The sequence below is a fragment of the Variovorax sp. V35 genome (assembly GCF_041154465.1).
Classification (GTDB): Bacteria; Pseudomonadota; Gammaproteobacteria; order Burkholderiales; family Burkholderiaceae_C; genus Variovorax; species Variovorax boronicumulans.
On record NZ_AP028666.1, the window covers coordinates 820,709 to 846,145 of the forward strand.

The 25,437-nt window shown below is 61.1% G+C and carries 25 protein-coding genes; 24 read left to right on the forward strand and 1 reads right to left on the reverse strand.

What is annotated here, in order from left to right; genetic code table 11:
• The first annotated feature begins 23 nt into the window (after positions 1-23).
• The 16 genes from rfbA (at position 24) to ACAM42_RS03765 (ending at position 15,804) form a co-directional block, all read left to right on the forward strand.
• Positions 24-911, forward strand: a complete 888-nt coding sequence (rfbA, locus tag ACAM42_RS03690; protein WP_095949492.1) for a glucose-1-phosphate thymidylyltransferase RfbA — start codon at positions 24-26, stop codon at positions 909-911.
• Entirely contained in the window at positions 908-1,456 is a 549-nt protein-coding gene (gene rfbC, locus ACAM42_RS03695) for a dTDP-4-dehydrorhamnose 3,5-epimerase (RefSeq protein ID WP_070060261.1), read from the forward strand. Before rfbA ends, rfbC begins: the two co-directional genes overlap by 4 nt.
• Positions 1,457-1,638: 182 nt before the next feature.
• Positions 1,639-3,267: a DUF563 domain-containing protein gene (locus tag ACAM42_RS03700; protein ID WP_369631155.1), complete on the forward strand. Its 1,629-nt coding sequence runs from the start codon at positions 1,639-1,641 to the stop codon at positions 3,265-3,267.
• Between the two features lie 19 nt (positions 3,268-3,286).
• A complete protein-coding gene (locus tag ACAM42_RS03705) occupies positions 3,287-3,727 on the forward strand; it encodes an FdtA/QdtA family cupin domain-containing protein (RefSeq protein ID WP_083259083.1) in 441 nt (146 codons plus the stop codon).
• 1 nt (position 3,728) lies between these two features.
• Positions 3,729-4,829 carry a DegT/DnrJ/EryC1/StrS aminotransferase family protein gene (locus ACAM42_RS03710; RefSeq protein WP_070060258.1) on the forward strand — a complete coding sequence of 367 codons (1,101 nt, stop codon included), beginning with the start codon at positions 3,729-3,731 and terminating at the stop codon, positions 4,827-4,829.
• 13 nt (positions 4,830-4,842) lie between these two features.
• Entirely contained in the window at positions 4,843-5,787 is a 945-nt protein-coding gene (locus ACAM42_RS03715) for a glycosyltransferase family 2 protein (RefSeq protein ID WP_369631156.1), read from the forward strand.
• Between the two features lie 143 nt (positions 5,788-5,930).
• Positions 5,931-7,694, forward strand: a complete 1,764-nt coding sequence (locus tag ACAM42_RS03720; protein ID WP_369631157.1) for a glycosyltransferase 61 family protein — start codon at positions 5,931-5,933, stop codon at positions 7,692-7,694.
• A gap of 21 nt (positions 7,695-7,715) precedes the next feature.
• A complete protein-coding gene (locus tag ACAM42_RS03725; protein WP_369631158.1) occupies positions 7,716-8,822 on the forward strand; it encodes a DegT/DnrJ/EryC1/StrS family aminotransferase in 1,107 nt (368 codons plus the stop codon).
• 28 nt (positions 8,823-8,850) lie between these two features.
• Positions 8,851-9,552 (forward strand): WbqC family protein, encoded by a 702-nt coding sequence (locus ACAM42_RS03730; protein ID WP_369631159.1) that lies wholly within the window; start codon positions 8,851-8,853, stop codon positions 9,550-9,552.
• 2 nt (positions 9,553-9,554) lie between these two features.
• Positions 9,555-10,517 (forward strand): hypothetical protein, encoded by a 963-nt coding sequence (locus ACAM42_RS03735; protein WP_369631160.1) that lies wholly within the window; start codon positions 9,555-9,557, stop codon positions 10,515-10,517.
• Between the two features lie 4 nt (positions 10,518-10,521).
• Positions 10,522-11,484, forward strand: a complete 963-nt coding sequence (locus ACAM42_RS03740) for a hypothetical protein (protein WP_369631161.1) — start codon at positions 10,522-10,524, stop codon at positions 11,482-11,484.
• A complete protein-coding gene (locus tag ACAM42_RS03745) occupies positions 11,481-11,960 on the forward strand; it encodes a GNAT family N-acetyltransferase (protein WP_369631162.1) in 480 nt (159 codons plus the stop codon). Before ACAM42_RS03740 ends, ACAM42_RS03745 begins: the two co-directional genes overlap by 4 nt.
• Complete coding sequence (locus tag ACAM42_RS03750) at positions 11,957-12,706, forward strand: class I SAM-dependent methyltransferase (protein WP_369631163.1); 750 nt, start codon at positions 11,957-11,959, stop codon at positions 12,704-12,706. The genes ACAM42_RS03745 and ACAM42_RS03750 overlap by 4 nt, the downstream gene beginning before the upstream one ends.
• On the forward strand, positions 12,703-13,620 hold the full coding sequence (locus ACAM42_RS03755) for a glycosyltransferase family 2 protein (protein ID WP_369631164.1): 918 nt from the start codon (positions 12,703-12,705) through the stop codon (positions 13,618-13,620). The genes ACAM42_RS03750 and ACAM42_RS03755 overlap by 4 nt, the downstream gene beginning before the upstream one ends.
• A gap of 10 nt (positions 13,621-13,630) precedes the next feature.
• Entirely contained in the window at positions 13,631-14,044 is a 414-nt protein-coding gene (locus ACAM42_RS03760; protein WP_070060248.1) for a GtrA family protein, read from the forward strand.
• Between the two features lie 5 nt (positions 14,045-14,049).
• Entirely contained in the window at positions 14,050-15,804 is a 1,755-nt protein-coding gene (locus ACAM42_RS03765; protein ID WP_369631165.1) for a hypothetical protein, read from the forward strand.
• Between the two features lie 13 nt (positions 15,805-15,817).
• Here the strand turns inward: ACAM42_RS03765 and ACAM42_RS03770 are convergent, their stop codons facing one another.
• Positions 15,818-17,527 carry a DUF563 domain-containing protein gene (locus tag ACAM42_RS03770; protein WP_369631166.1) on the reverse strand — a complete coding sequence of 570 codons (1,710 nt, stop codon included), beginning with the start codon at positions 17,525-17,527 and terminating at the stop codon, positions 15,818-15,820.
• Positions 17,528-17,594: 67 nt separating this feature from the next.
• Here ACAM42_RS03770 and ACAM42_RS03775 point away from each other — a divergent pair, with 67 nt between their 5' ends.
• Genes ACAM42_RS03775 through ACAM42_RS03810 form a run of 8 tightly spaced genes read left to right on the forward strand, consistent with a single transcriptional unit; the run spans position 17,595 to position 25,436 of the window.
• Positions 17,595-18,077 (forward strand): acyltransferase, encoded by a 483-nt coding sequence (locus tag ACAM42_RS03775; RefSeq protein ID WP_095743519.1) that lies wholly within the window; start codon positions 17,595-17,597, stop codon positions 18,075-18,077.
• Between the two features lie 37 nt (positions 18,078-18,114).
• Positions 18,115-19,440 carry a hypothetical protein gene (locus ACAM42_RS03780; RefSeq protein ID WP_369631167.1) on the forward strand — a complete coding sequence of 442 codons (1,326 nt, stop codon included), beginning with the start codon at positions 18,115-18,117 and terminating at the stop codon, positions 19,438-19,440.
• A gap of 51 nt (positions 19,441-19,491) precedes the next feature.
• Positions 19,492-20,265, forward strand: a complete 774-nt coding sequence (gene rfbF / locus ACAM42_RS03785) for a glucose-1-phosphate cytidylyltransferase (RefSeq protein ID WP_095743521.1) — start codon at positions 19,492-19,494, stop codon at positions 20,263-20,265.
• Entirely contained in the window at positions 20,262-21,344 is a 1,083-nt protein-coding gene (gene rfbG, locus ACAM42_RS03790) for a CDP-glucose 4,6-dehydratase (protein ID WP_369631168.1), read from the forward strand. Before rfbF ends, rfbG begins: the two co-directional genes overlap by 4 nt.
• Positions 21,337-22,668: a lipopolysaccharide biosynthesis protein RfbH gene (gene rfbH / locus ACAM42_RS03795; protein ID WP_070060241.1), complete on the forward strand. Its 1,332-nt coding sequence runs from the start codon at positions 21,337-21,339 to the stop codon at positions 22,666-22,668. Before rfbG ends, rfbH begins: the two co-directional genes overlap by 8 nt.
• Positions 22,661-23,713 carry an NAD-dependent epimerase/dehydratase family protein gene (locus tag ACAM42_RS03800; RefSeq protein WP_369631169.1) on the forward strand — a complete coding sequence of 351 codons (1,053 nt, stop codon included), beginning with the start codon at positions 22,661-22,663 and terminating at the stop codon, positions 23,711-23,713. The genes rfbH and ACAM42_RS03800 overlap by 8 nt, the downstream gene beginning before the upstream one ends.
• Entirely contained in the window at positions 23,710-24,522 is an 813-nt protein-coding gene (locus tag ACAM42_RS03805; protein WP_369631170.1) for a transketolase, read from the forward strand. The genes ACAM42_RS03800 and ACAM42_RS03805 overlap by 4 nt, the downstream gene beginning before the upstream one ends.
• Positions 24,519-25,436 carry a transketolase family protein gene (locus ACAM42_RS03810; RefSeq protein WP_095743524.1) on the forward strand — a complete coding sequence of 306 codons (918 nt, stop codon included), beginning with the start codon at positions 24,519-24,521 and terminating at the stop codon, positions 25,434-25,436. Before ACAM42_RS03805 ends, ACAM42_RS03810 begins: the two co-directional genes overlap by 4 nt.
• Position 25,437 lies beyond the last annotated feature (1 nt).

A 25,437-nucleotide genomic window follows, 5' to 3' on the forward strand; every position in this document is an offset into this window, starting at 1 on the left:
GCCCCTCACAGAAGAAGACTCCCATGACGCAACGCAAAGGCATCATCCTTGCCGGTGGCTCCGGCACCCGCCTGCACCCGGCCACGCTCGCCATGAGCAAGCAACTGCTGCCGGTGTACGACAAGCCCATGATCTATTACCCGCTGAGCACCCTGATGCTCGGCGGCATGCGCGACATCCTGATCATCAGCACGCCGCAGGACACGCCGCGCTTCCAGCAGCTGCTGGGCGACGGCAGCCAGTGGGGCATCAACCTGCAGTACGCGGTGCAGCCGAGTCCCGATGGCCTGGCGCAGGCGTTCATCATCGGCGACAAGTTCGTGGGGAACTCGCCGAGCGCGCTGGTGTTGGGGGACAACATCTTCTATGGGCATGACTTTGCCCATCTGCTGGGCGGCGCCGACGCGCAGGACGCGGGAGCCACTGTTTTCGCGTACCACGTGCATGACCCGGAGCGGTATGGAGTGGTCGCATTCGATGCACAAGGCAAGGCCAGCAGCATCGAGGAAAAGCCGCTCAAGCCCAAGAGCAACTACGCCGTGACGGGCCTGTACTTCTACGACAACCAGGTCATCGACATCGCCAAGGCCGTGAAGCCGAGTGCACGAGGCGAGCTCGAGATCACGGCCGTCAATCAGGCGTACCTCGATCTTGGCCGGCTCAACGTGCAGATCATGCAGCGCGGCTATGCATGGCTGGACACCGGCACGCATGAAAGCCTCCTTGAGGCCGGGCAGTTCATCGCGACCCTGGAGCATCGGCAAGGGCTCAAGATCGCTTGCCCCGAAGAGATCGCGTGGCGCCATGGGTTCATCGACAACGAACAACTGGCCAAGCTTGCAGCACCGTTGCAGAAGAATGGCTACGGCAAGTACCTCAGTCATTTGCTGGCCGAAGGTGTGCGCTCATGAAGGTCACGCAGACGGCCATCGCCGACGTGTTGCTGATCGAACCCAAGGTGTTCGGCGACGCACGCGGGTTTTTCTTCGAGAGCTTCAATCAGAAGGCTTTCGACGAAGCCGTCGGCCAGCGCGTCGACTTCGTTCAGGACAACCACTCGCGCTCCACCAAGGGGGTCTTGCGAGGCCTCCATTATCAGGTGCAGCAACCACAGGGAAAACTGGTGCGCGTGGTTCGAGGGGCGGTGTTCGACGTGGCGGTGGACATCCGTCGGTCGTCGCCGACCTTCGGGCAATGGGTGGGCAGTGAACTGTCGGAAGACAACCATCGGCAGTTGTGGGTTCCGCCGGGTCTCGCGCACGGCTTCCTGGTGCTCAGCGAGTCGGCTGATTTTCTGTACAAGACGACGGACTACTACGCACCGGCGCACGAGCGCTGCATTGCGTGGAACGACCCCACGTTGGCGATCGAGTGGCCTGACACGGGCATCGCGCCGAAGCTGTCCGCCAAGGACGCGGCAGCGCCGACCTTCCTGAGCGCCGAAATTCCCGGCTGAACACAGGTCGACCAGCAGCCGGTTTGCGGCGTTTTCTTCAGAGCCCTTCCCACGCGGGCCATCTCAAAAATATTCCGATTCCAGATGAGACAACTTGCTGACTTCAACGGGCTGGTCGCGTACGGGTGCCTGTGCAAGGGGATCGCCATCGGTCGTCCGGACGACATCAGGGCCGCGCAGCCGTGAAAAGTTCGCCTTCCATCAAGGAAAAGAAAGAGAGCTTGCTGGACGCCGCAAAAGGGGCGCTTCGCAAGCGGCTGCCGCGCAAGACGCCGCAGCTGGTGGAGCTTTTCGACGCAGCCTGGTACCTCAAGGGGCTGCCGGACCGTGCACTGATCGCCAACCCGTGGGAGCACTATCTGGGAGGGGGATTCCTGAGGGGAAATCCCAATCCCATGTTCGATACCACCTGGTACCTGGATCGCCATCCCGAATTGCGTGCGGCGGAAAAGAACCCGCTGGCCCACTATCTCGAAATTGGAGAGCGTGCAGGGGACGCGCCCAGCGTGAGGTTCGATCCGCAGTGGTATCTGGATGAATACCCCGATGTCGCCGCCACGCAATTGAGCCCGTTGCTGCACTATTTGAAATTCGGTGCGGCCGAGGGGCGTTTGCCGGCACGGCTGGCGCATTTTGATTCTGTTCCCGCCTTGTCCGAATTCATGGGAGCGTTGGCACCTTCCTATGCAGCTCGGCCTTGCTCCATCGATCTGCCGGTTGGCTCGGTATTTTCAGTGGCGTCTCAGGCTGGCGGTGCGGGACGGGTTCTTCATCGCGTTGCGCCCGAGTTTTGCGAGGGCCTCGATGGCCCCCCGGATTATCCGAAGGTCGGATTTGTTGCCGAAATCAATGACACGACCGCCATTGCCGGAACCCGCTATCTGATCGGTCCGACGAATTTTTTGCTGCATGACGAAAATGCGCATTTCCTGTGCAGAGAAGACGCCGCCATCAAATATGGAAAGGCGAAGCGCTCTGCGGAACCTGGACATCTGCACATAGAGGTGAACGCTCGGCAGGCTGCCTGGATAGAGCGCGGGTTTCACATCATGCATGAGTATGAAAATAATTACTTTCATTTCATTGCAGAAACGCTTCCAAGAATGCTGCTGGCGGAAGAGGCTGATGTGCCTTTGAATGTGCCTTTTCTTTGTACAGAAGGTCTTCACCCCAACATCGCGAAGCTGCTTGAGCTGGCCAATCTTGAGCAACGCCCGGTCATCCTGCTGGAGTCGGGGACTTTGTATCGCGTGAAGCAGATGTACTATCCCTCTGACATGACTTCGGTTGTGGATGCCTACCATGGCGGTGAGATGGCTCGCCAGACGGGACTCGATGTCAATCGAATTCGTGCGGGGGTGGAAAGATGTCAACGCGCTTTTGCGACGAAAGATTTTTCGCGAGGGCGAAAGATTTTTGCAGCACGCAATGGCAGCTATCGAAAGCTATTGAATCAGCGAGAAATAGAAGCCCGCGTCGAGAAACTCGGATTCGAGGTGGTGCACACCGATGAATTGGATCTCGAGGCGCAAATCCGGGCCTTCCAGGACGCTGAAGTGATTGTGGGGCCGACGGGGGCGCAGATGACCAACATGGTCTGGTGCAAGCCAGGAGCGAAAGTGGTCGTTCTCGCTTCCGATCATCCCAGCCATCAGCTCTATTTTTGGGAGCTCTTGGGTCGGGTTTCTGGCGCCAAGGTGAAAATTGTGCAGGGGCCGCGCGCACACGTGCGAGATGACATTTACAGCGTACACGATGACTACCATGTCGATGAAGATGCAGTGATTGCTGCAATTTCCGACGGGGAATAAAAGAGCAAAGGGACTGCCGATGAAAGAAACCAAAACTCCTGAATTTTCGCTGGACAATGCTGTAGAAATACTCGACCTGGAGCGGTTGACCGATCCACGGGGAAATTTGACGTTCGTCGAAGGAGGACGTCACATTCCTTTTGATGTTCAGCGGGTTTACTATTTGTACGACGTTCCCGCGGGCGAAGCTCGGGGCGGACATGCACATCATCAATTGCAGCAATTGATCATTGCTGTTGCGGGTAGTTTTGATGTCGTTCTTGACAATGGGTACGAAAGAAGAACAGTTACCTGCAACAGGCCATTCCAAGGGATTTTCATGAAGTCCCTGGTCTGGCGAGAGTTGAACAATTTTTCTTCTGGTGCCGTCTGTCTGGTTCTTGCCTCGATGAGGTACGAAGAATCCGACTACATCAGAAACTACGAAGAATTCATTTCAGTGGCACGAAAAGGTAAATAACATGACTCCATTTTTTGATATTCATGCTGGCCATGCCGAGTTGGCGGACGATTTTCAGCAGGCCTTTTCGAGGGTCATGAACAGTGGCCACGTCATCATGGGCCCTGAGGTCGCGGCCTTCGAGAAGGAGTTTGCGGCCTACTGCGGCGTCAAGCACTGCATCGGCGTGGGCAACGGACTCGATGCGCTGGCGCTGACCCTGCGTGCGCAGGGCATCAAAGCGGGTGACGAGGTCATCGTTCCTTCGCAGACATTCATCGCCTCGTGGCTGGGGGTTTCGATGGTCGGCGCCACGCCGGTTCCGGTCGAAATCGATCCGGCGACCTACCTGATGGACCCGGCCCGGATCAAGGAAAAGCTGACGAGCAGGACCAAGGCCATCATGCCGGTGCATCTGTATGGCCTGCCTGCTGCAATGGATGCCATCAACGCGATTGCGCGACCGCTCGGACTTTTTGTCCTGGAGGATGCGGCCCAGGCGCACGGTTCGACCCACAACGGCAAGCGGGCGGGCTCGCTCGGCGATGCAGCGGCGTTCAGTTTCTACCCGACGAAGAATCTCGGCGCGATGGGCGATGCAGGCGCCGTGGTGACCGACAACGATGAACTGGCGGCCAACCTGCGCATGCTGCGCAACTACGGCTCCAGCCAGAAGTACGTGCACGAGGTTGCGGGCGTGAACTCTCGCCTGGACGAGTTGCAGGCTGCACTGCTGCGCGCGAAGTTGGGCCGCCTCGACGCATGGAACGACCAGCGCCGTGCGCTGGCCGCGAGGTATTCGCAAGGGCTGGAAGGTGTGGGCGACCTCCGCACGCCGTTCGTGCCTGCGGACAGCACGCACGTGTTCCACCTGTACGTGGTCAGCACGGGACGCCGTGCCGAACTGTCGGCCTACCTGACGGCCCAGGGCGTTCAGACGCTCGTGCACTACCCCATTGCACCGCACATGCAGGGCGCCTATGCCGAGCTCGGCCTGCCGGCCGACAGCCTGCCGCTGGCGACCGCCGCGGCGAACGAAACCTTGTCGCTTCCTATCTGGCCGCAAATGAAGCCGGAGCAGGTGGATGCTGTGGTCGGACACATCCGCAAGTTCTTCTCCTGACAGAGCGCGTTGCATGTCTTCGGCGCTGGTCACTGTCGTCATCCCCATCTTCAACCAGGCGAAGTTCGTCGTTGAAACGGTGGACAGCGCCTTGAGGCAAACCCACCGGAATCTTCAGGTGGTCGTCGTGGATGACGGTTCGACCGATGGCGGGGCCGAACTGCTGGCCACCGAGTTCGGCAACCGGATCGTGTTGCTGCAGCAAAGGAATGGCGGTCCCTCGTCGGCCATCAACAAGGGACTTGCGGCGGCCGATGGGGCGTTCATTGCGCTTCTGGGGGGCGACGATGTGTGCGTCGAGGACCGCATCGGCACCCAACTGGAACTCCTGCACGCCACGTCGAACGACATCGTGTTCTCGAAGCCGTTCCTCATCGACGCCGAAGGCGGACCCTTGGCCGACGAGTCGTTTCCGGTGTTCTTCGACGAACGGCCTGTACAGCCGCTGCTGCGTACCTTGTTGCTGGAAGGCAATTTCCTGTGCGCGCCTACCGCGTTCATGCGTCGCGAGGCGGTTCGGAAAATCGGGACGTTCCGCCCCGGCCTCATCCAGTTGCAGGACTACGACTATTGGCTGCGCGCCGCGGCCTCCGGATTGAAGCTCGCAGAAGCAGGGCCGCGTGTTGTTCGCTATCGCCGGCATTCGGCCAACCTCTCGTCGACGCGCGCAAGCTTTGCCTCGACGGCGGAGTCCATCCCGATCTTCAGGTCGCTTCTGGAGACCGGGGCGCCGGCAGAGCTTCGGCGCGCGTTTCCCAGCCTCTTCGAACCGGTGGCCAACCCTGACACGCCATTGACCTCGTTCGACAAGGCGCTCTTTCTCCTGTCTCATCCTCGGGAAGAAATACGCATGATGGGGGTCGAACATCTCGTGACCTTGGCGGAAGACCCAGTCTTCCTGGCCAAGGCCGAGCGTTTCGGCCTCAACCTCACCCGATTCGCCCTGACCGCGGTGTGAGGGGGCGATGCTGAAGAAAACCGCCGTGACCGAGGATGAGCGATCGGCCTGAAGGCGCCGAAGCAGTCTTCAACGTGCTCGCACGGATTGACGGGTTTCTCCGGTGATCGCCGGGCTCCCCAACGCAGGAACAATCTCATCTCATGCTGTCCAGAATCATTCGAAGGTTGACGGGCCGATCCCCCTCGGTGGTGGATGCGCGCCAACCGCTCGGCCCGGCGCCTGTCGCCGCGCCTCCTGAGGCTGTGCGGAAGGTCGACATCTACGCCGAACACGCCAAGTGGATGGCGCTGGCCGGAGAGCGGCGATTCGGCGAGGCCATCAGCCTTTGTCGCACCGTGATCGACGTGCCGGAATCGAATTTCGTGGCGTCGCTTTTTCTGGGGCATGCCTACGCCCAGATGCAGCAGCACGCGGATGCACGGGAGTACCTCCGTGCCGCAGTGGCCTTGAATGGCAACGACTACTACGCCCACCTGTTGCTTGCGCACACCGAGAGCGCCATGGGGCATTCCGGGGAAGCTTTGTCCCTGTACATGAGATGCTGCGAGCTGCCCGCAGAGTCGATCGTCGAGCCGTTCGAGGCTGCGATGAGGATGGCGATGGCGCGGGCAGACAGCGGCGAAGGCGCAGCGCTCTCCAGGCTCTTCGACATGTTGTACGCCAAGGACAAACTGCCATTGCCACTGGCCTTGAAGTTCCTGTTCTTCTGGCGCCGGGATGCCGACTTGGCGCGCATGCTCGAGCAAATGGATGAGGGGGCTGACGAGGGGCAAAAGCCGTCGTTCAGGCGCATCCGGTCCGTGAAGGACTGGGCGCTCGAAAACCGGGAGGGTTACCAGAGCCTCGGAGCGCCGCCTTCGATACGCCTCGTCGCACCGACCGAGGTCTATGCGAGCGACCCGCACGAACAGCAGGTGCTCGCAAGCCAGCCCTATCTCGCCGAACTGCGCAATGCGCGGATCGTCAGCGCGTCCAGTCTGGTCTATGTGGGCGATGACTGCGTGGTGTCCGATGTGCTGGCAGACGAGCTGTATGGAGACCAGGTCAGCCTGGCGTACGACAAGACCGTGCTGGCGCAGCGGCCGGATGCGTTGCTGTTGGCACCCATTGGCACTACTGCGCATCTCGACGAGGGGATCATGTTGTCCGGCCTCGCAAGCAATGCGTATGGCCACTGGTTCGCCGAGTTTCTCCCGAAGCTTCGCCATTTCGAGAAACATCCGCGCTTCTCGAACCTGCCGATCATCGTTGACGCCGAGATGCCTGCATCTCATTTCGACTTCATCGCCGCGCTGGTCGGGAACCCGCTGTATCGCCTGGAGACCGCGCGCGCGCTGAACGTCGGGCGCCTTCATGTGGCGCCGACGACGACTTTCTTTCCGGTCGAGCTGTTTCGCGACCATACGGTCCCCCCGGAGCGCCAGGCGTCATGGTCTGCGGAGTCGATGCAGTACATCAAGGACAAGATGGCAGCGCGGTATCCGCTGCCCGCCCAGCGTTCACGCAGGCTGTTCCTGTCGCGAAAGAACAGTGCCTGGCGGCTGTTGCGCAACGAAGCCGAAATTATCGAGCGGCTGCAGGACCTGGGCTTCGAATCCATCTTCCTGGAGGAGTACGACTTCGCGCGCCAGGTGCGAACCTTCGGCGAAGCCGAGTTCATCGTCGCGCCGAACGGTTCTGCGCTCAACAGCCTCATCTTCGCGGCCACCGATGTGAAGGCATTGATCCTGGGCCAGCAGAACAGCTTCAACTGGGGGGGCTGGCTGGGCCCCATCCTTGATCTCGGCTTCAAGCCCGAGTTCATGGAAGGTGAAGCCACCGAAAGCACCAGCTTCAAGCATTCCGACTATGTCGTCCCGGCGGACAGGGTGCGCACGAAAGTGCTCGCCATGCTGGGCTCCTGAGGTTCAAAAGAAGAAACGCCCATGACCAAGCCTGTGTATGTGACCCAGCCCTATCTGCCGCCGCTGGACGAGTTTCTGCCCTATCTGCAACAGATCTGGGACAACAAGATCCTCACCAACGGCGGGCCGTTCCATCAGCAGTTGGAGAAGGCGCTGTGCGAGTACCTGGGCGTGGAGCACATCGCGCTCTTCACCAACGGCACGATCGCGCTGGTCACGGCGCTCCAGTCGATGCGCATCACGGGCGAGGTCATCACCACGCCGTATTCGTTCGTGGCCACTTCGCACTCGCTGTTGTGGAACGGCATCAAGCCCGTCTTCGCAGACGTCGATCCGCGCACGTTGAATCTCGATCCGGCGCGCATCGAGGCGCTCATCACGCCGCAGACGACGGCGATCATGCCGGTGCATTGCTACGGCCATCCTTGCGACACCCAGGCCATCCAGACGATCGCCGACACCTACAACCTGCGCGTGATCTATGACGCGGCACATGCCTTCGGCGTGCAGGATGAGGGCGGCAGCATCCTGCGACATGGCGACATGTCGGTGCTGAGTTTTCACGCGACCAAGGTCTTCAACACTTTCGAGGGCGGCGCCATCGTCTGTAAAGACGCGACCACCAAGACCCGTATCGACCAGCTCAAGAACTTCGGCCATGTGGGCGAAGTCACCGTGGTGGCGCCCGGCATCAACGGCAAGATGAGCGAGTTCAATGCCGCGTTGGGCCTGCTGCAGTTGAAGCACCTGCACACCGCGCTGGATCTGCGCCGGGCCATCGACGGCGCCTACCGGCGTTTGCTCGCCGGCGTGCCGGGCATCGTGTGCCTTCCCGATGCCGGCGAATCGGTGGCCAACTTCGCGTACTTCCCGATCCTCGTGGGACCGGAGTACCGCCTGTCGCGTGACGAGCTCTATGCCCAGCTGAAGGCGCACGAGGTCCACCCGCGCCGCTACTTCTATCCGTTGATCTCCGAGTTCCCGATGTACCGCGGTCTCCCAACGGCCAGTCGCGACCACCTGCCGAACGCGAGCCGTGCGGCGGACCGCATCCTCTGCCTGCCGATCTATCCGGACCTGGGTCTCGACCAGGTCGAACGTATCGTCGATCTGATCGCGACGCAATGAGCGCGTGTAAAGAACGGAGGAAGGCGCGATGAAGGTCGGGATCATGCAACCGTACTTTCTGCCGTACATCGGCTACTTTCAGCTGATCGCAGCGGTGGACCTGTTCGTGGTGTACGACAACATCAAGTACACGAAGAAGGGCTGGATCAATCGCAACCGGCTGCTGCAGGGTGGCGTGGACGCCATCTTTTCGCTGCCGCTGAAGAAGGACTCCGACGCGCTGGACGTCGTCGAGCGTGAACTGGCCGCGGACTTCAATCGGCAGAAGCTGCTGAACCAGTTCATCGGCGCGTACCGTTCCGCACCGTACTTCGAGCCCTGTATCGAGCTCCTGCGATCACTTGTCATGAACGAGGAAACGAATCTCTTTCGCTACATCCACGGCTCGATCGTCCAGACCTGCAAGTACCTCGGTATCACAACGCCCGTCGAGATCTCGTCCGGCGTACCGGCCGATCATGCGCAGAAGGGGGAGGACCGCGTGCTTGCCATCTGCGAGGCCTGCCATGCCGACACCTACATCAATACCATCGGCGGCCTGGAACTCTATTCGCGCGAGCGCTTTTCCCAGGAGGGCATTGCGCTGCAGTTCATCCGGTCCTTGCCCATTGAGTACAAGCAGTTCGGCAAGGACCCGTTTGTGCCGTGGCTGTCGATGGTCGACATCATGATGTTCAATCCCGCCGACGAGATCAGAGACTCGTTGCTGCCGAAATTCGAATTGGTCTGAATATGTTCAAGTGGAAAAAGCTGGGGAAGATCTTCAGCCCCGGCCCTCAACATGGCCGCGAGTGGCTGAATGAGTTCGCGCAAGCGCCCGCGACTCTGCTATTTGACGACTTCGTGCGCGTGTATTTCTCGTGTCGCCCCAAGGCCGATGCCAAGGGCCAGTACGTGAGCTACTCGGCCTTTCTTGATTTGGACCGGCGCGACCTGTTCAAGGTGCTGAACGTCAGCGCAACCCCGATCCTGCCGCTGGGGCCGCTGGGTGCGTTCGATGAGTTCGGCATCTACCCGGTGTCGGTGGCGCGCGACGGCGCGGCCGTTCGCGCCTACTACGCGGGGTGGACGCGCTGCGAGTCGGTACCGTTCAACGTGGCCATCGGCGGCGCAATCAGCCACGACAACGGGGAAACCTTTACCAAGCTCGGCATCGGGCCGGTGCTGGGGTATTCGCCCAACGAGCCTTTCGTGATGAGCGGTCCGAAGATCCGTCGCTTCAACGATCGCTGGTACCTCTGGTACATCGCCGGGCGCAAGTGGAAGGTGGTCGACGGACGGGCCGAGCCGGTCTACAAGATCCGTATGGCAACGTCCGACGACGGCGTCACCTGGCACAAGGAAGACCGGGACCTCATCGAGAGCCGCATCGAGGACGACGAGGCACAGGCCAGCCCTGATGTGTTCTTTGCCAATGGCAAATACCACATGTTCTTCTGCTACCGGTACAGCGCTGGCTACCGAGGCAAGACCTTCGGCTACCGCATCGGCTATGCCTCCAGCCCCGACTTGCTGCATTGGACGCGCGACGACGACAAGGCCGGCATCGACATCTCCGAGACGGGCTGGGATTCGGAAATGATCAGCTACCCGCACGTCTTCGAGGTGGACGGGCAGATCTACATGGCCTACCTGGGCAACCAGGTCGGCCGCGAGGGCTTCGGGCTCGCAGTGCTCGACGGAAAGCTGGAGTGAGGACATGGCAATGAAGTGGAAGAGGCTGGGCAAGATATTCGACCCGACGCAGCACACGCTCCCCAACGGCTGCGTGCAGTTCGCGCAGTCGCCGCAGACGCTGGTCTTCGACGACTTCGTGCGGATCTATTTTTCGACGCGCGCCGTCGATCCGAAGAACGGCAAGTTCCTGAGCCACGTCGCGTTCGTCGACGTCGGGCCGGACCTGTGCACCGTCCTCCGCGTGGCCGACAAGCCCGTCATCCCGCTGGGCGAATTGGGTTGCTTCGACGAGCACGGCATCTTTCCGATCAACGTGGTGCGCCACGACGGCAAGATCTCGGCATTCACCTGCGGGTGGAACCGGCGAGTGTCGGTGTCGGTCGATACGGCGGTCGGCCTGGCTGAGAGCCATGACGACGGCCTTACCTTCACCAAACTCGGCCACGGCCCCGTCATGGGCGCATCGCTGCACGAACCCTGCCTCGTGGGCGATGCCTTCGTGCTCCTGGTCGATGGCGTGTTTCACATGTGGTACATCTTCGGCACCGGCTGGAAGCAGTACGCCGATGGCGCTGCGCCCGACCGCACCTACAAGATCGGCCACGCCACCTCGACCGACCGGATCCATTGGGCCAAGGAAGAGGCCAGGCAGATCGTCTCCGACAGTCTGGGGCCCGACGAGAGCCAAGCGCTGCCGACGGTCGTTCGCATCGGCAGCCGGTTCCACATGTTCTTCTGCTTTCGCCAGTCGTTCGACTTTCGTGCGACCAAGGGCCGGGGCTACCGCATCGGCCATGCCTGGTCGGACGACCTCTCGAACTGGACCCGCGACGACGATACGCCGAAGCTGGACATCCCGGAAACGGAGTGGGATTCGGACATGCAGTGCTATCCACATGCCTTCACCTTCCAAGGCAAGGTCTATCTGCTCTACAACGGCAACGAGTTCGGGCGCCACGGCTTCGGGCTTGCCGTGCTCGAGTGACGCAGGGCATGACACCGCGGGGGCGTTTCGCGTTGGCGGTCGACCGGGCCTCGGCTGACGAGATCGCCCGGCATCTGCGGGAATGCAGCGACAGCTTCGCGCCGCCGCTCGCCGGGCGCGTGGACATTGCGGCCTACGCCGAAAAAATTGCCGGCAAGGCGGTCCGCTTCGAGGCCTGGGATGCCGCGTTGGGCCTCGTCGGGCTGGTCGCGGTGTACGACAATGCGGGGCCCGACGTCTTCGTGACCAACGTCAGCGTCGCGCCCTCGTGCCGCGGCGCGGGCCTGGCGCAGCGATTGCTGCAGAGCTGCTTCGACCGCATGGATATTCCTCGTGCGAGGCGCTACAGGCTCGAAGTCAATCAGCGCAGCGAGGCGGCGGTCCGCCTGTACGCCCGCATGGGCTTCGTCCCGGCTTCGAAAACGGGCGAATTGATCTGCATGGAGCGCCCGGCGACGGGCGGGGATAAAAAATGAGCACAGAACGCAACTACGACAAAGAGATCGCGGACACGGCCGACCACCAGTATGCGTATGGCTTTGACTTCGACGTCATGCACCCGTACATGCTGCGGTCGTTCGAGCCGTTCATCCGGCCTGGCAAGGTGCTGGAACTAGGCAGCTTCAAAGGCGATTTCACCCGGCGCCTGGTGGCGCGCTTCGACGACGTGACCTGCGTCGAAGCCTCCGAAGTGGCACTCAACGAGGCGAGGAAGCGTCTGGGCGACAAGGCGCAGTTCATCCACTCTCGCTTCGAGGACGCGACGCTGCCGCACCGCTACGACAACATCGTGCTCACGCACGTGCTCGAACACCTGGACGATCCGGTCAAGGTGCTCAAGCGCATCAACGACGAGTGGTTGAGCGAGGGTGGGCGCTTCTTCCTCGTGTGCCCGAATGCCAATGCGCCTTCACGGCAGATTGCCGTGAAGATGGGCCTGATCACCCACAACGCGGCGGTCACGCCCGCCGAGGCGCAGCACGGCCACCTGTGCACCTATTCGCTGGACACGCTGGAGCGCGATGCTGTCGCCGCCGGCCTGCGTGTGGTGCACCGAAGCGGCATCTTCTTCAAGGCGCTGGCGAACTTCCAGTGGGACCGTTTGCTGAAGACCGACATCATTTCCAAGGAATACCTGGAAGGCTGCTACCAACTCGGGCAGGTCTATCCCGACCTGTGCTCGAGCATTTTCCTGATGTGCGAGCGCGGGCCTGAAAAATGAAAGTCTCCTTCGTCGTCGCGGTCTATCAGAACGAGGGCGCGATCTCCAAGACACACGAGAAGATCGCCGGCGTTTTCGCAGACCGCCTCAAGGCGCACCAGTACGAGGTGATCTTCATCGACGATGGTTCGACCGATGGCTCGCTGGAAGAAATCCGCAAGCTCCGCGCGAGCGATCCGAACGTGAAGGGCCTGACCTTCACGCGCAACTTCGGCCAGATGGCCGCGATGCTGGCGGGCTTCAAGGAAGCGACGGGAGACGCGGTCATCAATATTTCTGCGGACCTGCAAGACCCGGTAGATCTGATCCCTGAGATGGTCGACAAGTGGATTGCCGGGTCCGAGATCGTCATCTGCCACCGAACGGACCGTGCGGACACCTGGCTGGCCAAGACGTATTCGAGCCTGGCCTACGGCATGCTGCGCATGGCCATTCCTCAGATGCCGTCGGGTGGTTTCGACTTCGTGCTGATGGATCGCAAGGTGATGGACGAATTCAATGCCATCGACGTGCGCCACCGGTTCTTTCAGGGCGACCTGCTGTGGACCGGCTACCGGACCAGCCTGATTCCCTATGAGCGGCAAAAGCGCACCATCGGCAAGTCGCAGTACAACTTCGGCAAGAAACTGAAAAACTTCCTGGATGCGATGCTGGACGCGTCGTACTTGCCTATCCGGTTCATCTCACTGGTAGGGCTGCTGACTTCCGGCCTGGGCGTGCTCTACAGCCTCAGCATCGTGATCGCATGGGCACGGGGCCACACGCCATTCGAGGGCTGGGCGCCGCTGATGATCGCTGTCTTGCTGATCGGCGGACTCATCATGGTGATGCTGGGCGTGGTCGGCGAGTACGTGTGGCGCATCAACGAGGAAGTGCGCAAGCGGCCGAACTACATCGTCAGGGACCGTTTCTGAAGCCCGGCGCGTGATTCGTCTCAAGACCCTCGCCGCGCAGTTTTCCAAGTTCACCGTCGTCGGGGGGCTGAACTTTCTCTTCACGCTGGTGCTTTTCTACCTGTCAGTGGTGGTGCTGCACATCAATCACCTGATCGCGCTGGTGCTGGTCTCGTTGATCGGCATGCTGCTCACCTACACGCTGAACTACTACTGGGTCTTCAAGCCGAGCGAAAAAGTCACCTACGGATCGCGGCTCGCCAAGTACATCGGTGCGGGCCTGGTATCGGTCGGGCTGAACGTGCTGTTGCTGCACCTGCTCACCTCGAGCACGCACATCGCACCGTTCTATGGGCAGCTGCTGCTGATCCCGTTCGTCGTGCTGTTCAACTTCTTCACGGCAAGGCTCTGGTCGCTGCGGGCCGAGCAACCCTCGGTGCCGTGAAACCCGTGGCCGACAGCAAGAAGCCTGTCCAAGAGGCAGGCGGCCGCGCGACAACCCCGCAGCGCGTGTTGGAAGCGGCGGTTGCAGCACTCGTGCTGGCCGCCGTGTGCGCAGTGGCCGTCTACGCGGTCTGGTCACGCAACCGCGGCTTCGAAATCACCGACGAGGCCTATTACCTCCTGCTCGCGATCCATCCCGCCGAGACCCGGTACTACATCAGCGCTCAGCAATGGGCGATGGCGCCCCTCTGGCAGATCACGGGCAGCCTCGCGTCGTTCCGGATGGCGGGCTTTCTGCTGCTGACCGGCAGCGCGGCGGTGCTCGGCATGGGCGCGCTGACCGCGGCGCGAGGACGCGCTGCGTCCGTCATGCCGCAGTGGCCGGGCCGCATCGCCGTGATCGGCTGCGCCGTTGTTTGTGCGTTGCTGTATGCGATCACCATCAATGTGTCGCCGAGCTACAACCTGCTGGCCTCGGCGGGTGCGTACCTCTCTCTGGGGCTGGTGCTGCTGGCTGGAGACAAGACGGCGGCAGCCGGGCGCGCCGGGATGTTGGGGTTGGCCGGCGTCGCACTCGCGGTGGAGTTCGTCTGCAAACCTTCGTCGGGCCTGGCCACCTTCGTGCTCGTGGTGATCGCCGTGCTGTGGCTGGACCGCTCGGGCGGGCGCAAGACGCTGGCGTTGGCGGCAGTGATCGTTGGCGGGCTGTTCGGGCTTGCCGCGCTCCTCTTCGCGCACACCACGCCCAGTGAGGCGGCGCAAGCTTTCAGCGGTGGCATGGCGCTCTTCAGGATGGTCCAGACCGAGCCCATCCTCACGCGGCTGGGCCGCTACGCCATCGAGTTCGGGGGCTACACGGCCGACGCGATGCGCTCGAATGTGTTTCTCATCGTCGCGGTTCTCGTGTACCTGATCAGAAAAAGCTGGGTGACGATCGGACTCGTGATCGCCGCGCTCGTCCATGCGCTTGTCGCCGCGGAGTATTTTTCGTATGGCATGGCGCAGTACGTCGAGTACATGCAACGGGCATTGGTCTTGCTGGCGCTCATGCTCGCGGTTGCGTGGCAGGCCGTGCCGGTGCGCTCCAGATGGCTCTTCGTCCTGCTGGCCATGCTGCCCTACACCGTGGCGATGGGAACCGGCAACGCGCTCTTCGGCCAGGTGATCATTTCCCTGGCCTCCTGGGGCGCCTTGATGGCGCTCGCCGCGTACGCCAGACCGGTGGCAACAAGGGATGCAGTGGCGTCGATGGCGATCCTGGTCGGGTTCGTCGCGCTGACGAGCGCCCAGATCCTCGTTTCCAAAGCCAAGATCCCCTATAACCTCAACGAACGCATGGACCGGCAATCCTTCGCCGTCACCATCGGCCCGTTGGGTCGGGTGAAGGTGGATGCGGGAACCCGGCAGTTCATGCACGAGATCGATGCGGCCATCGCGAAGTGCCGCATTGCGCCCGGCGCACCGTTCCTGGGTCTGTACAACGTCCCTGGCTTGGCGCTGGCGCTGAACGCGGTGCCTGTGGAGACGCCCTGGTTGAACAACGTCGCCCAGGCTGACGCGGTGCTTGCGTCGAACGAAGCCCTTGCCGACAAGGCTGTGGTCGCGATCCGGCTCAACATCGATGCAAGCCTGCCGCCGCTTCCGGCTGCGTTGAAGGGGTTCCCCGCCAATTTCGAGCACTGCGGGGACACGGTGTTTCCCCACGAACAGCAGAAGATCCAGATATGGAGCGGTCTTCGGCAGAGATGGCCGCCAGACTGACAGTGGGTACCTGCTATTTGGCAGCGAATGCCTCGGCCGCCTGACGTTCGATGTGCTCCAGCGCGGCCGCCAGTTTCTTGGAATCGATGGCGTAGCTGTCGAGAAACAAGCTCGGGTCGGAAACCGTGTGCTCGTCGCCGGGCTGGAACAACGCGTGTTCGCCGACAAGGATCTGATAGCTGCACCCGGCAAACAGTGCCATGTTCGATTGCGAGCAGAAGAGCTGCGTGTAGGGCGACGACAGCGCTAGCACCTGCGTGCCCGGCTGGCAGAAGATCAGGTTGGTGAATGCCGCTCCCATGGCGCCGACGATGGTGCGGGCTTCCGCGAACAGGCGCACCTGCTGCTCGAACGACAGCTGGCCGGTGTCCACGATTTCGTAGCCGTACGACGCGAGCACCTCTTCGACTTCTGGGGTGTTGATGATGTTCCGGCCGGTGCGACGCGCAAGGAAAACCTTTCTGCTGCCGGGGCCCGCCTCTTCGATGCCGAACCGCTGGAAAACGGTGGACCGCATGTGGCCCAAAGTCTTGAAGCAGATGGCCGAGAACTTCCACATCGGCCCGCGCAGGTTGTCGGTCAGGTTCGTGCAGGCAGATACCACGTGAAGTTTTTTTACTTTCAGCAACGTGGAGTCATCGAGCCGGTAAATGGGCCAGTCGGGCAGCATGGTCTGCAGCGACTCGAATTCCTGCGGAAACATCTTGTCGTCGACGATCAGCGGCGTTTTTCTCAGGCGGTCCTGCGTTGACAGAATATGGGATTTCCCGAGGTACTCTATAAGCCAATGGTAGTAGTTTGGACTGCAGCGACCGCTCAGCAATATGGCAGAAGGAATGCTTATTTCCTGTTTATAGCGGAACCAGAAAAGAACTTCGCTCTTTTCATCGAGCGAGACGACGTACGGCCAGATGCCTGCTACAAAACCCTGATGTGGATCTGCCGCTGGCTCGTAAATCACCATGCGATGCTTTGCCACTACCTGGAATCCACCAAGGACAGCGGCGTCATCGATCGTTGCGAGCCATTTGCGCGGAACTTCCGCTCTGCGTAGCGGGCGTTCAGCGTTCGAGCCGATGATTTTCGGTTCTTGAAAATCCATCGGATAGGCGGGTTCGATGTCTTCCAGCTTGTACCCGGCCTTGGGGAGGTCGAAGAATTCGATGGTTTTGAGCTTCGAGAGAAATATCTTTTCTCCTGAATTTCTTGCGCTCAGTTGTCGGGAAATGGCTTTGGATTTTATTTCTTCGAAGATCCCCTTTCGGGCGGACTCAAAGATTGAGTATTTGTACAGCGCGACCTCTGATTCGCGAGCAGCACTGTTTTTGGAGAGTGATGTGAGTTCGAGTTTCGCAAAATAGATCAAACCGCTCATCGCTGCAAAGAAGCGATTGATGTATCTTTTTTCCTTGCGACCTTTCAGTGCGTAGTGAGTGCTTGGGGAAATTCCTTCTTCCCGCACATCGCGGTAGGTTCGAAGGTAGTAGGATTCGTTGAGGCAGAAGCGAATCAGGAATTTCGTGGTGGTGGCGTAAATCCAATCGACGAGTCGTTCGGTGGAGTGATTGGGGTATCGGCCTTCCTTTATTCCGTATTTGAAATAATGGTAATTTGAATCCAGCTCCGCCCTTGCAACATCTTCATATTTTTGCTTATAATATTCCGCATTGACGAATTTTGTTCGAGTGAGGGCGCGTAGCAACAAGGAGCGAAATCGGATCATTGTATGGATGTGCGTGTTGCGGCTCGATTCGGAATCTCGTGAAACTTCATGAAAGCATGGACTCAAAATGACTTCAAATAATTCGGCGTTTATTCATTCTCTTGCCGATGTTCAAGCCAAGGAAATTGGTGATGGAACAAACATATGGCAATTCAATGTTGTTCTCGCGGGTGCGCGCATTGGCGCCAATTGTAATGTGTCGGCACATTGCTTCATCGAGAACGATGTCGTGGTGGGTGACAACGTGACAGTCAAGTCTGGAGTCTATCTCTGGGACGGCATCACGCTCGAGTCGAATGTATTCATTGGCCCCGGCGCCATTTTTACCAATGACCTGTTTCCCCGGTCAAAGGTCTATCCGGAGTCGTTTCTGCGTACGACTGTGTGCCGCGGCGCTTCGATCGGGGCTGGCGCCGTGATCACGCCGGGCATCACCATCGGGCATGATGCCATGGTGGCGGCAGGTGCCGTGGTGACGCGCGACGTGGCACCGTTCTCGCTGGTCGTGGGGGCGCCGGCGCGCCATGTCCGGTTCTTGAATCAGGAATGAACGTCCCGCGCCCGGTCGGAAGTCGAAAAATTCACGAATGAAAAAAACAACGACGGAGCGAATTGCTGTCGCTTTCTTTTACGCGGCGGCCTTGCTCGCCATCAGTTGGTTCCGGGACAGTGCCATACAGCCGAACTTGTGGATCAGTGTTTCGGATTTTTTGAATTTCCCGACCATCAACGATCCAAAAACGTTTGCCCGAGCTGGGCTTGAAGTCGCTGATCAGGGGTGGCTGGCGCAGCCGTCCGCCTGGATCTTCAATCTCTGGCCGCCAGGATTCGTGCTGTTGTTGGGCGGAATTTTCAAGATGCTTGGCACGGAAGCCCCGTTTCTCGTGGTTCTTCTCGGGTTGACCATCGTCACTGGCGTCTTCATGCTGATGACGGTCAGGCGCTACCTTTCATTTTATGTTCCGGCATTCTTGGCCCTGTTGCTGCCGCTGGTCCCATTCCTGTTTCCGGTCACAAGATTTTTTCTTTTGCAACCGGTGGGCCTTTCCTTTGGTGAAGGGTTTTCGGTTCTATTCTTCATCACATTCACATTTCTTCTTCTGATTGCTGCCAGAACCGGGGCCGTGCGCTACGCAGTGGCCGGTGGTGTTTTTTTGGCGCTGGCGGCCTATTTTCGCTCGCAGTATGAACTGATCGCGCTTGTGCTCAGTGTCGGTTTTCTTGGGCTGGTGGTATTGGTGCTGGCGTTGAGTTTTCTTTTAAAGAAAAAATCAATTCGAACAAACGGATCAACTGCGCTGAAGGCGATGGCAATCTGTGTGCTTGCAGCGCAACTCTTGATGCTGCCGTGGCGCATTTATCACTATGTCGACGTCGGCAGATGGGACTGGGTTCAAACGCAAGACATCGTCATTCGAAATGCCTTGATGTCCGAGGAAAAATTGAGGGAGATGGACGGAGACTTTGTTGTGGCGGGCGGGGGGCATTTGGCCTGTAAGTTCGAGCCCGATTTTTGCGGAAAAACAGAGCCCTCCCTTTTTTACAAAGCATTCTTCGACCATTTTGGAGGGTGGGTTGAGTACAAGGCGTCGCTGGCAAGAATCTACTGGTTTCCGACGATTCGCTCCTTTCCGAAGCTTTTGGCGGAGGATGTTCCCGGTGACTATTTGGGAAATTCAGTTGTATTGATTTTGTTTGCGGCCTCATTCTTTTTTCTGTATTTAATTCGAAAATCATCTGATTTTCTTGTCTATTTTTGGGTGCTTTCTTCTTTTTACGCCTGTTTCTTCGTGATATTTGTTTTGGTGCAGTTCGAGGTAAGGTATTTCTTTCTCCCCAAGATTTTTTCGGTCTTTGTAGCGTTGGCTCTGGCGAGCGTGGCCTGGTCTGCGAGAACGAGCAGGGTGCGGTGAATGCTGTGACTCGCCTCGATTAAAATTGGATTGATTTTCAAGGGGGAAGAAGTGAAGGCTGTGATTTTGGCGGGTGGGTTGGGCACCCGCATTTCGGAAGAAACGGGCCTGAAGCCCAAGCCCATGATCGAGGTGGGCGGCAAGCCCATCCTCTGGCACATCATGAAGATCTACGCCGCGCACGGTGTGAACGACTTCGTCATCTGCTGCGGCTACAAGGGCTACGTGATCAAGGAGTACTTTGCGAACTACTTCCTTCACATGTCCGACGTCACCTTCGATATGGTCGGAAACACCATGGAAGTCCACCACCGCAAGGCCGAACCCTGGCGCGTGACACTCATCGATACCGGCGAAGACACCATGACCGGCGGGCGCCTCAAGCGTGTGGCGCCCTACGTGCGGGACGAAGAGCTTTTCTGCTTCACCTACGGCGACGGGGTGGCCGACCTGAACATCACCGAACTCATTGCCTTCCACAAGTCGCAGAAGGTCAAGGCCACGCTCACGGCCACCTTCCCGCCTGGGCGCTTCGGCGCACTCGACATGCAGGGTGACAAGGTGCGCAGCTTCCAGGAAAAGCCAAAGGGCGACGGCGCCATGATCAACGGCGGCTTCTTCGTGCTGTCGCCCTCGGTGATCGACTACATCGTGGACGATGCTTCCGTGTGGGAGCGTGAGCCACTCGAGCGCCTGGCGGCCGAGGGGCAGCTGGCCGCCTTCAAGCACGGCGGCTTCTGGCAGCCGATGGACACGCTGCGCGACAAGACCCACCTCGAAGAACTGTGGGCGTGCGGTCGGGCGCCGTGGAAGGTCTGGGAATGACACCGTCTTTCTGGCGCGGCAAGCGCGTTTTCCTCACGGGGCACACGGGCTTCAAGGGCAGCTGGCTCGCGCTGTGGCTGGGCAAGCACGGTGCCATTGTCCGAGGCTACGCACTGGCGCCGTCCACCGAGCCCAGCCTGCATGCGCTGGCTACGGCGCGCTCGGCCACGGATTCGCTGATCGGCGACGTGCGCGACCTCGGTGCACTGCGCACTGCCCTGCACGAGTTCGCGCCCGAAGTGGTGTTCCACTTGGCCGCCCAGCCGTTGGTACGGCGTTCCTACGTCGATCCGGTGGAGACCTATTCCACCAACGTGATGGGCACGGTGCACTTGCTCGAGGCGGCGCGCGCCTGCAGCAGCGTCCGCTCGATCGTGGTCGTGACCAGTGACAAGTGCTACGAGAACCGGGAATGGCAGTGGGGCTATCGCGAGAACGAACCCATGGGCGGCTACGACCCGTACAGCAACAGCAAAGGATGCTCGGAATTGGTCGCGGCCTCGTACCGGTCTTCGTTCTTCAATGAAGCCCGTCATGGCGAGCACGGCGTTGCGCTCGCAACGGCCCGTGCCGGCAACGTGATCGGCGGAGGCGACTGGTCGGAGGACCGGCTCGTGCCCGATCTGCTGCATGCCTTTGCCGAAGGGCGTGTGGCGGACATTCGCAACCCCCATGCGGTCCGGCCGTGGCAGCACGTGCTGGAGCCGCTTCGGGGCTACATGATGCTGGCCGAGCGCCTGCATGCCGAGGGCCCGGGATGGGCGCAGCCCTGGAACTTTGGCCCGGCGGATTCGGACGCCCGACCTGTCTCCTGGATCGCGGACCGTCTGGTCGATCTGTGGGGCGGCGGCGCGCAATGGCGCAGCAATGCACAAGAAGACCAGCCTCACGAAGCCAACTGGCTGAAGCTCGACTGCTCAAAGGCACGGCAGACGCTGGGGTGGATTCCGCGCTGGGATCTGCGCCAAAGCCTCGGTGCCATCGTCGATTGGCAGCGCGCCTGGCTCGACGGTCGCGACATGACCGACGTTACCCTTGAACAAATCGAAAAATACGAAAGCACCCCCACCCATGACTGAAATCTCCTTCAAGAAAAACGAGCTGCGCAAGAAGATCCTCGCGCTGGTCGGCGAGTACGGCGAGCTGGCGAGTGAGCCCACGCCCTTCGTGCCCGGCGAAACCATGATCCCGCCTTCGGGCAAGGTCGTCGGCGCGCCCGAAATGCAATTGATGGTCGATGCGTCGCTCGACGCATGGCTCACGACGGGGCGCTTCAATACGCTGTTCGAAAGCCGTCTCGCGGGTTATCTGGGTGTGAAGCACCTGATGACCGTGAACTCCGGCTCTTCGGCCAATCTGGTCGCGTTCTCTACCCTGACATCTCCCAAGCTTGGCGACCGCGCAATCAAGCCCGGCGACGAGGTGATCGGCGTGGCGGCGGGCTTCCCCACGACGGTGAATCCGATCCTGCAGTGCGGCGCAGTCCCGGTGTTCGTCGACGTGCACATCCCAACCTACAACATCGATGCTGATCTGCTCGAGGCCGCCATTGGCCCGCGTACCAAGGCGATCATGCTGGCGCACACGCTGGGCAATCCGTACAACCTGAAGGTTGTCAAGGCCGCCTGCGAAAAGCATGGACTGTGGCTGGTCGAGGACTGCTGCGATGCCTTGGGTGCACGTTATGAAGGGCAGCTCGTGGGCACCTTCGGCGATATCGGCACCTTGAGCTTCTATCCCGCCCATCACATCACGATGGGGGAGGGCGGCGCGGTGTTCACCAACAACGACGAACTCCGGCTGATCGCGGAATCCATCCGCGACTGGGGGCGCGACTGCTACTGCGCGCCCGGCAAGGACAACACCTGCAACAAGCGCTTCTGCTGGAAGCTCGGCGATCTGCCCGAGGGCTACGACCACAAGTACACGTACTCCCACCTGGGCTACAACCTCAAGATCACCGACATGCAGGCGGCATGCGCCCTGGCCCAGCTCGACCGGTTGGACGGCTTCGTGGCGGCACGGAAGAAGAACTTCGCCTACCTGACAGAGCGCCTGCGCAGCTGCGAGGAGTTCCTGGAGCTCCCCGAAGCCACGCCGGGCTCCGAGCCGTCGTGGTTCGGCTTCCCGATCACCTTGCGCGAGGCGGCCAACACGCGGCGCGTGGACCTGCTCACTTACCTCGACCAGCAGAAGGTCGGTACACGTCTCCTGTTCGCGGGAAACCTGCTGCGCCAGCCGTACATGATCGGCCGCAACTACCGCGTGGTCGGCGAGCTGAAGAACACCGACCGGATCATGAACGACACGTTCTGGATCGGCGTCTACCCGGGTCTGACCGAGCCGATGCTCGATCACGCCGTCGAAAGCATCGAGACCTACCTCGGCCTGCGCTTTGACTGACCTTGCGCCTCCTGTTCCGGCGTCGGAACTCGATGAGGTGCTGAGGTTGACCGCGCCGAGCGTGTGGGACGTGTTGCGCGGACAGGCGCTGTTCCTGACGGGCGGCACCGGCTTCGTCGGCAAGTGGCTGCTGGAATGCCTGCTGCATGCCGACAGAGCGTTGGGTCTCGGCCTGCGCGTGACGGTGCTGACGCGCGAGCCCGACCGGTTCGCGCAAGGCAGCCCGCATCTCGCGAAGGCGAAGCCGGTCGAATTGCACCAGGGCGATGTCGTCGATTTCGAGTTTCCAGGCGGAACGTTCTCGTCCATCATCCATGCGGCATTGCCGGTGGCTCCACCCGGGGCGGACCTTGGCCGGCTCGAGCACCTGTCCGAGGCGGGAACGCGTCGCGCGTGCGAGTTCGCGGCTGCCAGTGGCGTGCGCCGGCTTCTGCATGTCAGCTCGGGCGCGGTGTACGGCGCCCAGTTGGGCGTGGCGCGGCTCGCGGAATCGCAGCCGTGGCACGAGGCCGATGGTGCGAATGCGTACACCCAGGCGAAGCGCCGGGCAGAAAGCGTCGTGGCGCAACCCTGGCCCTTCGAGGTGGTTGTCGCGCGTTGTTTCGCATTCCTGGGGCCCTATCTGCTGCCTTCGAGCGGCGCTGCGGCGGCCCAGTTCATTGCCCAGGCCGCGAACGGCCAGGGCATCGTGGTGCAGGGAAGCGGCGAGGCGATCCGGACCTATCAGTACGCGGGCGACATGGCGCGTTGGCTGCTGAGCTGCCTGGCGTTGGGCGCACCTGGCCGCGTATACAACGTCGGGGGCGACAACGAGGTGACCATCGCCCAACTTGCCGGCGAGGTGACGCGTGTTGCACGCACGGGCATCCCTGTCCAGGTGGCAGGGCGCGCAGTCCCGGGTCTGGCCGGCCATCGGTACGTTCCGGATGTGAAGCGCGCGGCCGATGAGCTCGGGTTGACGAATGCCGTCGGTCTCGAGGAAGGAATCCGCCGAACCCTCTCCTGGCTTGCCACGCCGGATACCAACCGATCTTTTTCATCATGAGACATTCATTCGACCCTGCCTCCCTGCGCAAGACGGTGCTCGAGATGGCCTACGCAGGCAACGCCGTGCACCTGGGCTGCGCCTTCTCGATCATCGAGCTGTTGTCCTGCCTGTACGGGCGCCACATGCGCTACGACAAGGCCAATGCCGCCGATCCTGCACGCGACCATCTGGTACTGAGCAAGGGCCACGGCGTGATGGCGCAATACGCCTGCCTGTACGAGTTGGGGTGGCTGGACCGCACCGACATCGACAGGTACTTCCACGACGGTTCCCGGCTCAAGGGGCTGTCGGACGCACACGTGCCCGGGTGCGAGGTGACCTCCGGCACGCTCGGTCATGGGCTTTCGGTCGGCGTGGGGCTTGCCCTGGCCGCGTCGCGGCGCAACAGCGGCCAGAAATGCTATGCCCTCGTCGGCGACGGCGAGATCAACGAGGGACCGATCTGGGAGGCCATGCTCTTCGCGGCGCACGCGAAGCTGGACAACCTCATGGTCATCGTGGACGCAAACGGTTTCCAGGCGATGGGCACCACCGACGAGGTGATGCAGCTGGGTGATCTCGGAGCCAAGTTCGCAGCCTTCGACTTCGATGTGCTGACGGTCGACGGCCATGACAGGGAGGCCATCTCTGCGGCGATCACCGACCTGGAAGGGCGCCACAACGGCCGGCCCAAGGCGCTGGTCGCGAAGACGGTGAAAGGCAAAGGTGTCTCCTACATGGAAAACGTGAATGCGTGGCACTACTCGCGCCTGAATCCTGAGCTGTACGCGCAGGCGCTGCGCGAACTCGAGGGAGCATCGGCATGAGGGCCGCGTTCTCCGCAGCCCTGGTCGAGGCGGCTTCCAGGGACGAGCGCGTGGTGCTCCTGACAGGAGACCACGGCTACGCCTTGTTCGACGAGTTCCGCAAGCGCTGCCCGGACCAGTACATCAACGCCGGCATTGCCGAGCAGAACATGGTGGGCGTGGCCGCTGGGCTGGCCAAAGCCGGCTTCCGGCCGATCGTCTATGGCCTGAGCGCCTTCGTGCCGGTGCGGGTCCTCGAGCAGATCAAGATCGACGTCTGCTACGAGAAGCTGCCGGTCATCTTCACCGGTGACGGTGCCGGGCTGGTGTACAGCACGCTGGGCACCAGCCACCAGAGCTTCGAAGACATCGCCTGCCTGCGCGGGGTGCCGCACATCGACATCATGTCGCCGTGCGACGCGCACGAACTCACGGCCTGCATGTCGACGGCATTGGCGCTCGAAAGCCCGGTCTACATGCGCATGGGCAAGGCCGACCTGGGCGCCGTGCATGTCCAGGCGCCTTCGCTGGTGCGCGGTGAGCTGGTCCGTGTGCAGGAGGGGAATGCCCCGGTGCAGCTGATCGCCACCGGCTCCATGGTCAAGGCCGCATGCGCGTTGGGTGCCGAGCTCGGTGTGCCGGTCTGGAGTGCGCCCTGGATCAAGCCGCTCGATGCCGGGCAACTGAGTTCGCTTGCCGCGCAAAGCCGGGCCATCGTCACGCTGGAAGAGCATTCGGCGGCTGGTGGACTCGGTGCCGCGGTGCTGGAGGCGATCTCCGAGACGACGCCCGTCCCGGTGCTGCGCATTGGTGTGGGCGAGCGTTTCTCTGAAACCTGCGGCTCCTATGCCCATGCCATGCGCGAGCATGGACTCGACCTGGTGTCGGTGCGCGCGCGGGTGGCGCCTTTCGTCGGCAAGTGGAAAATGTCCTGAG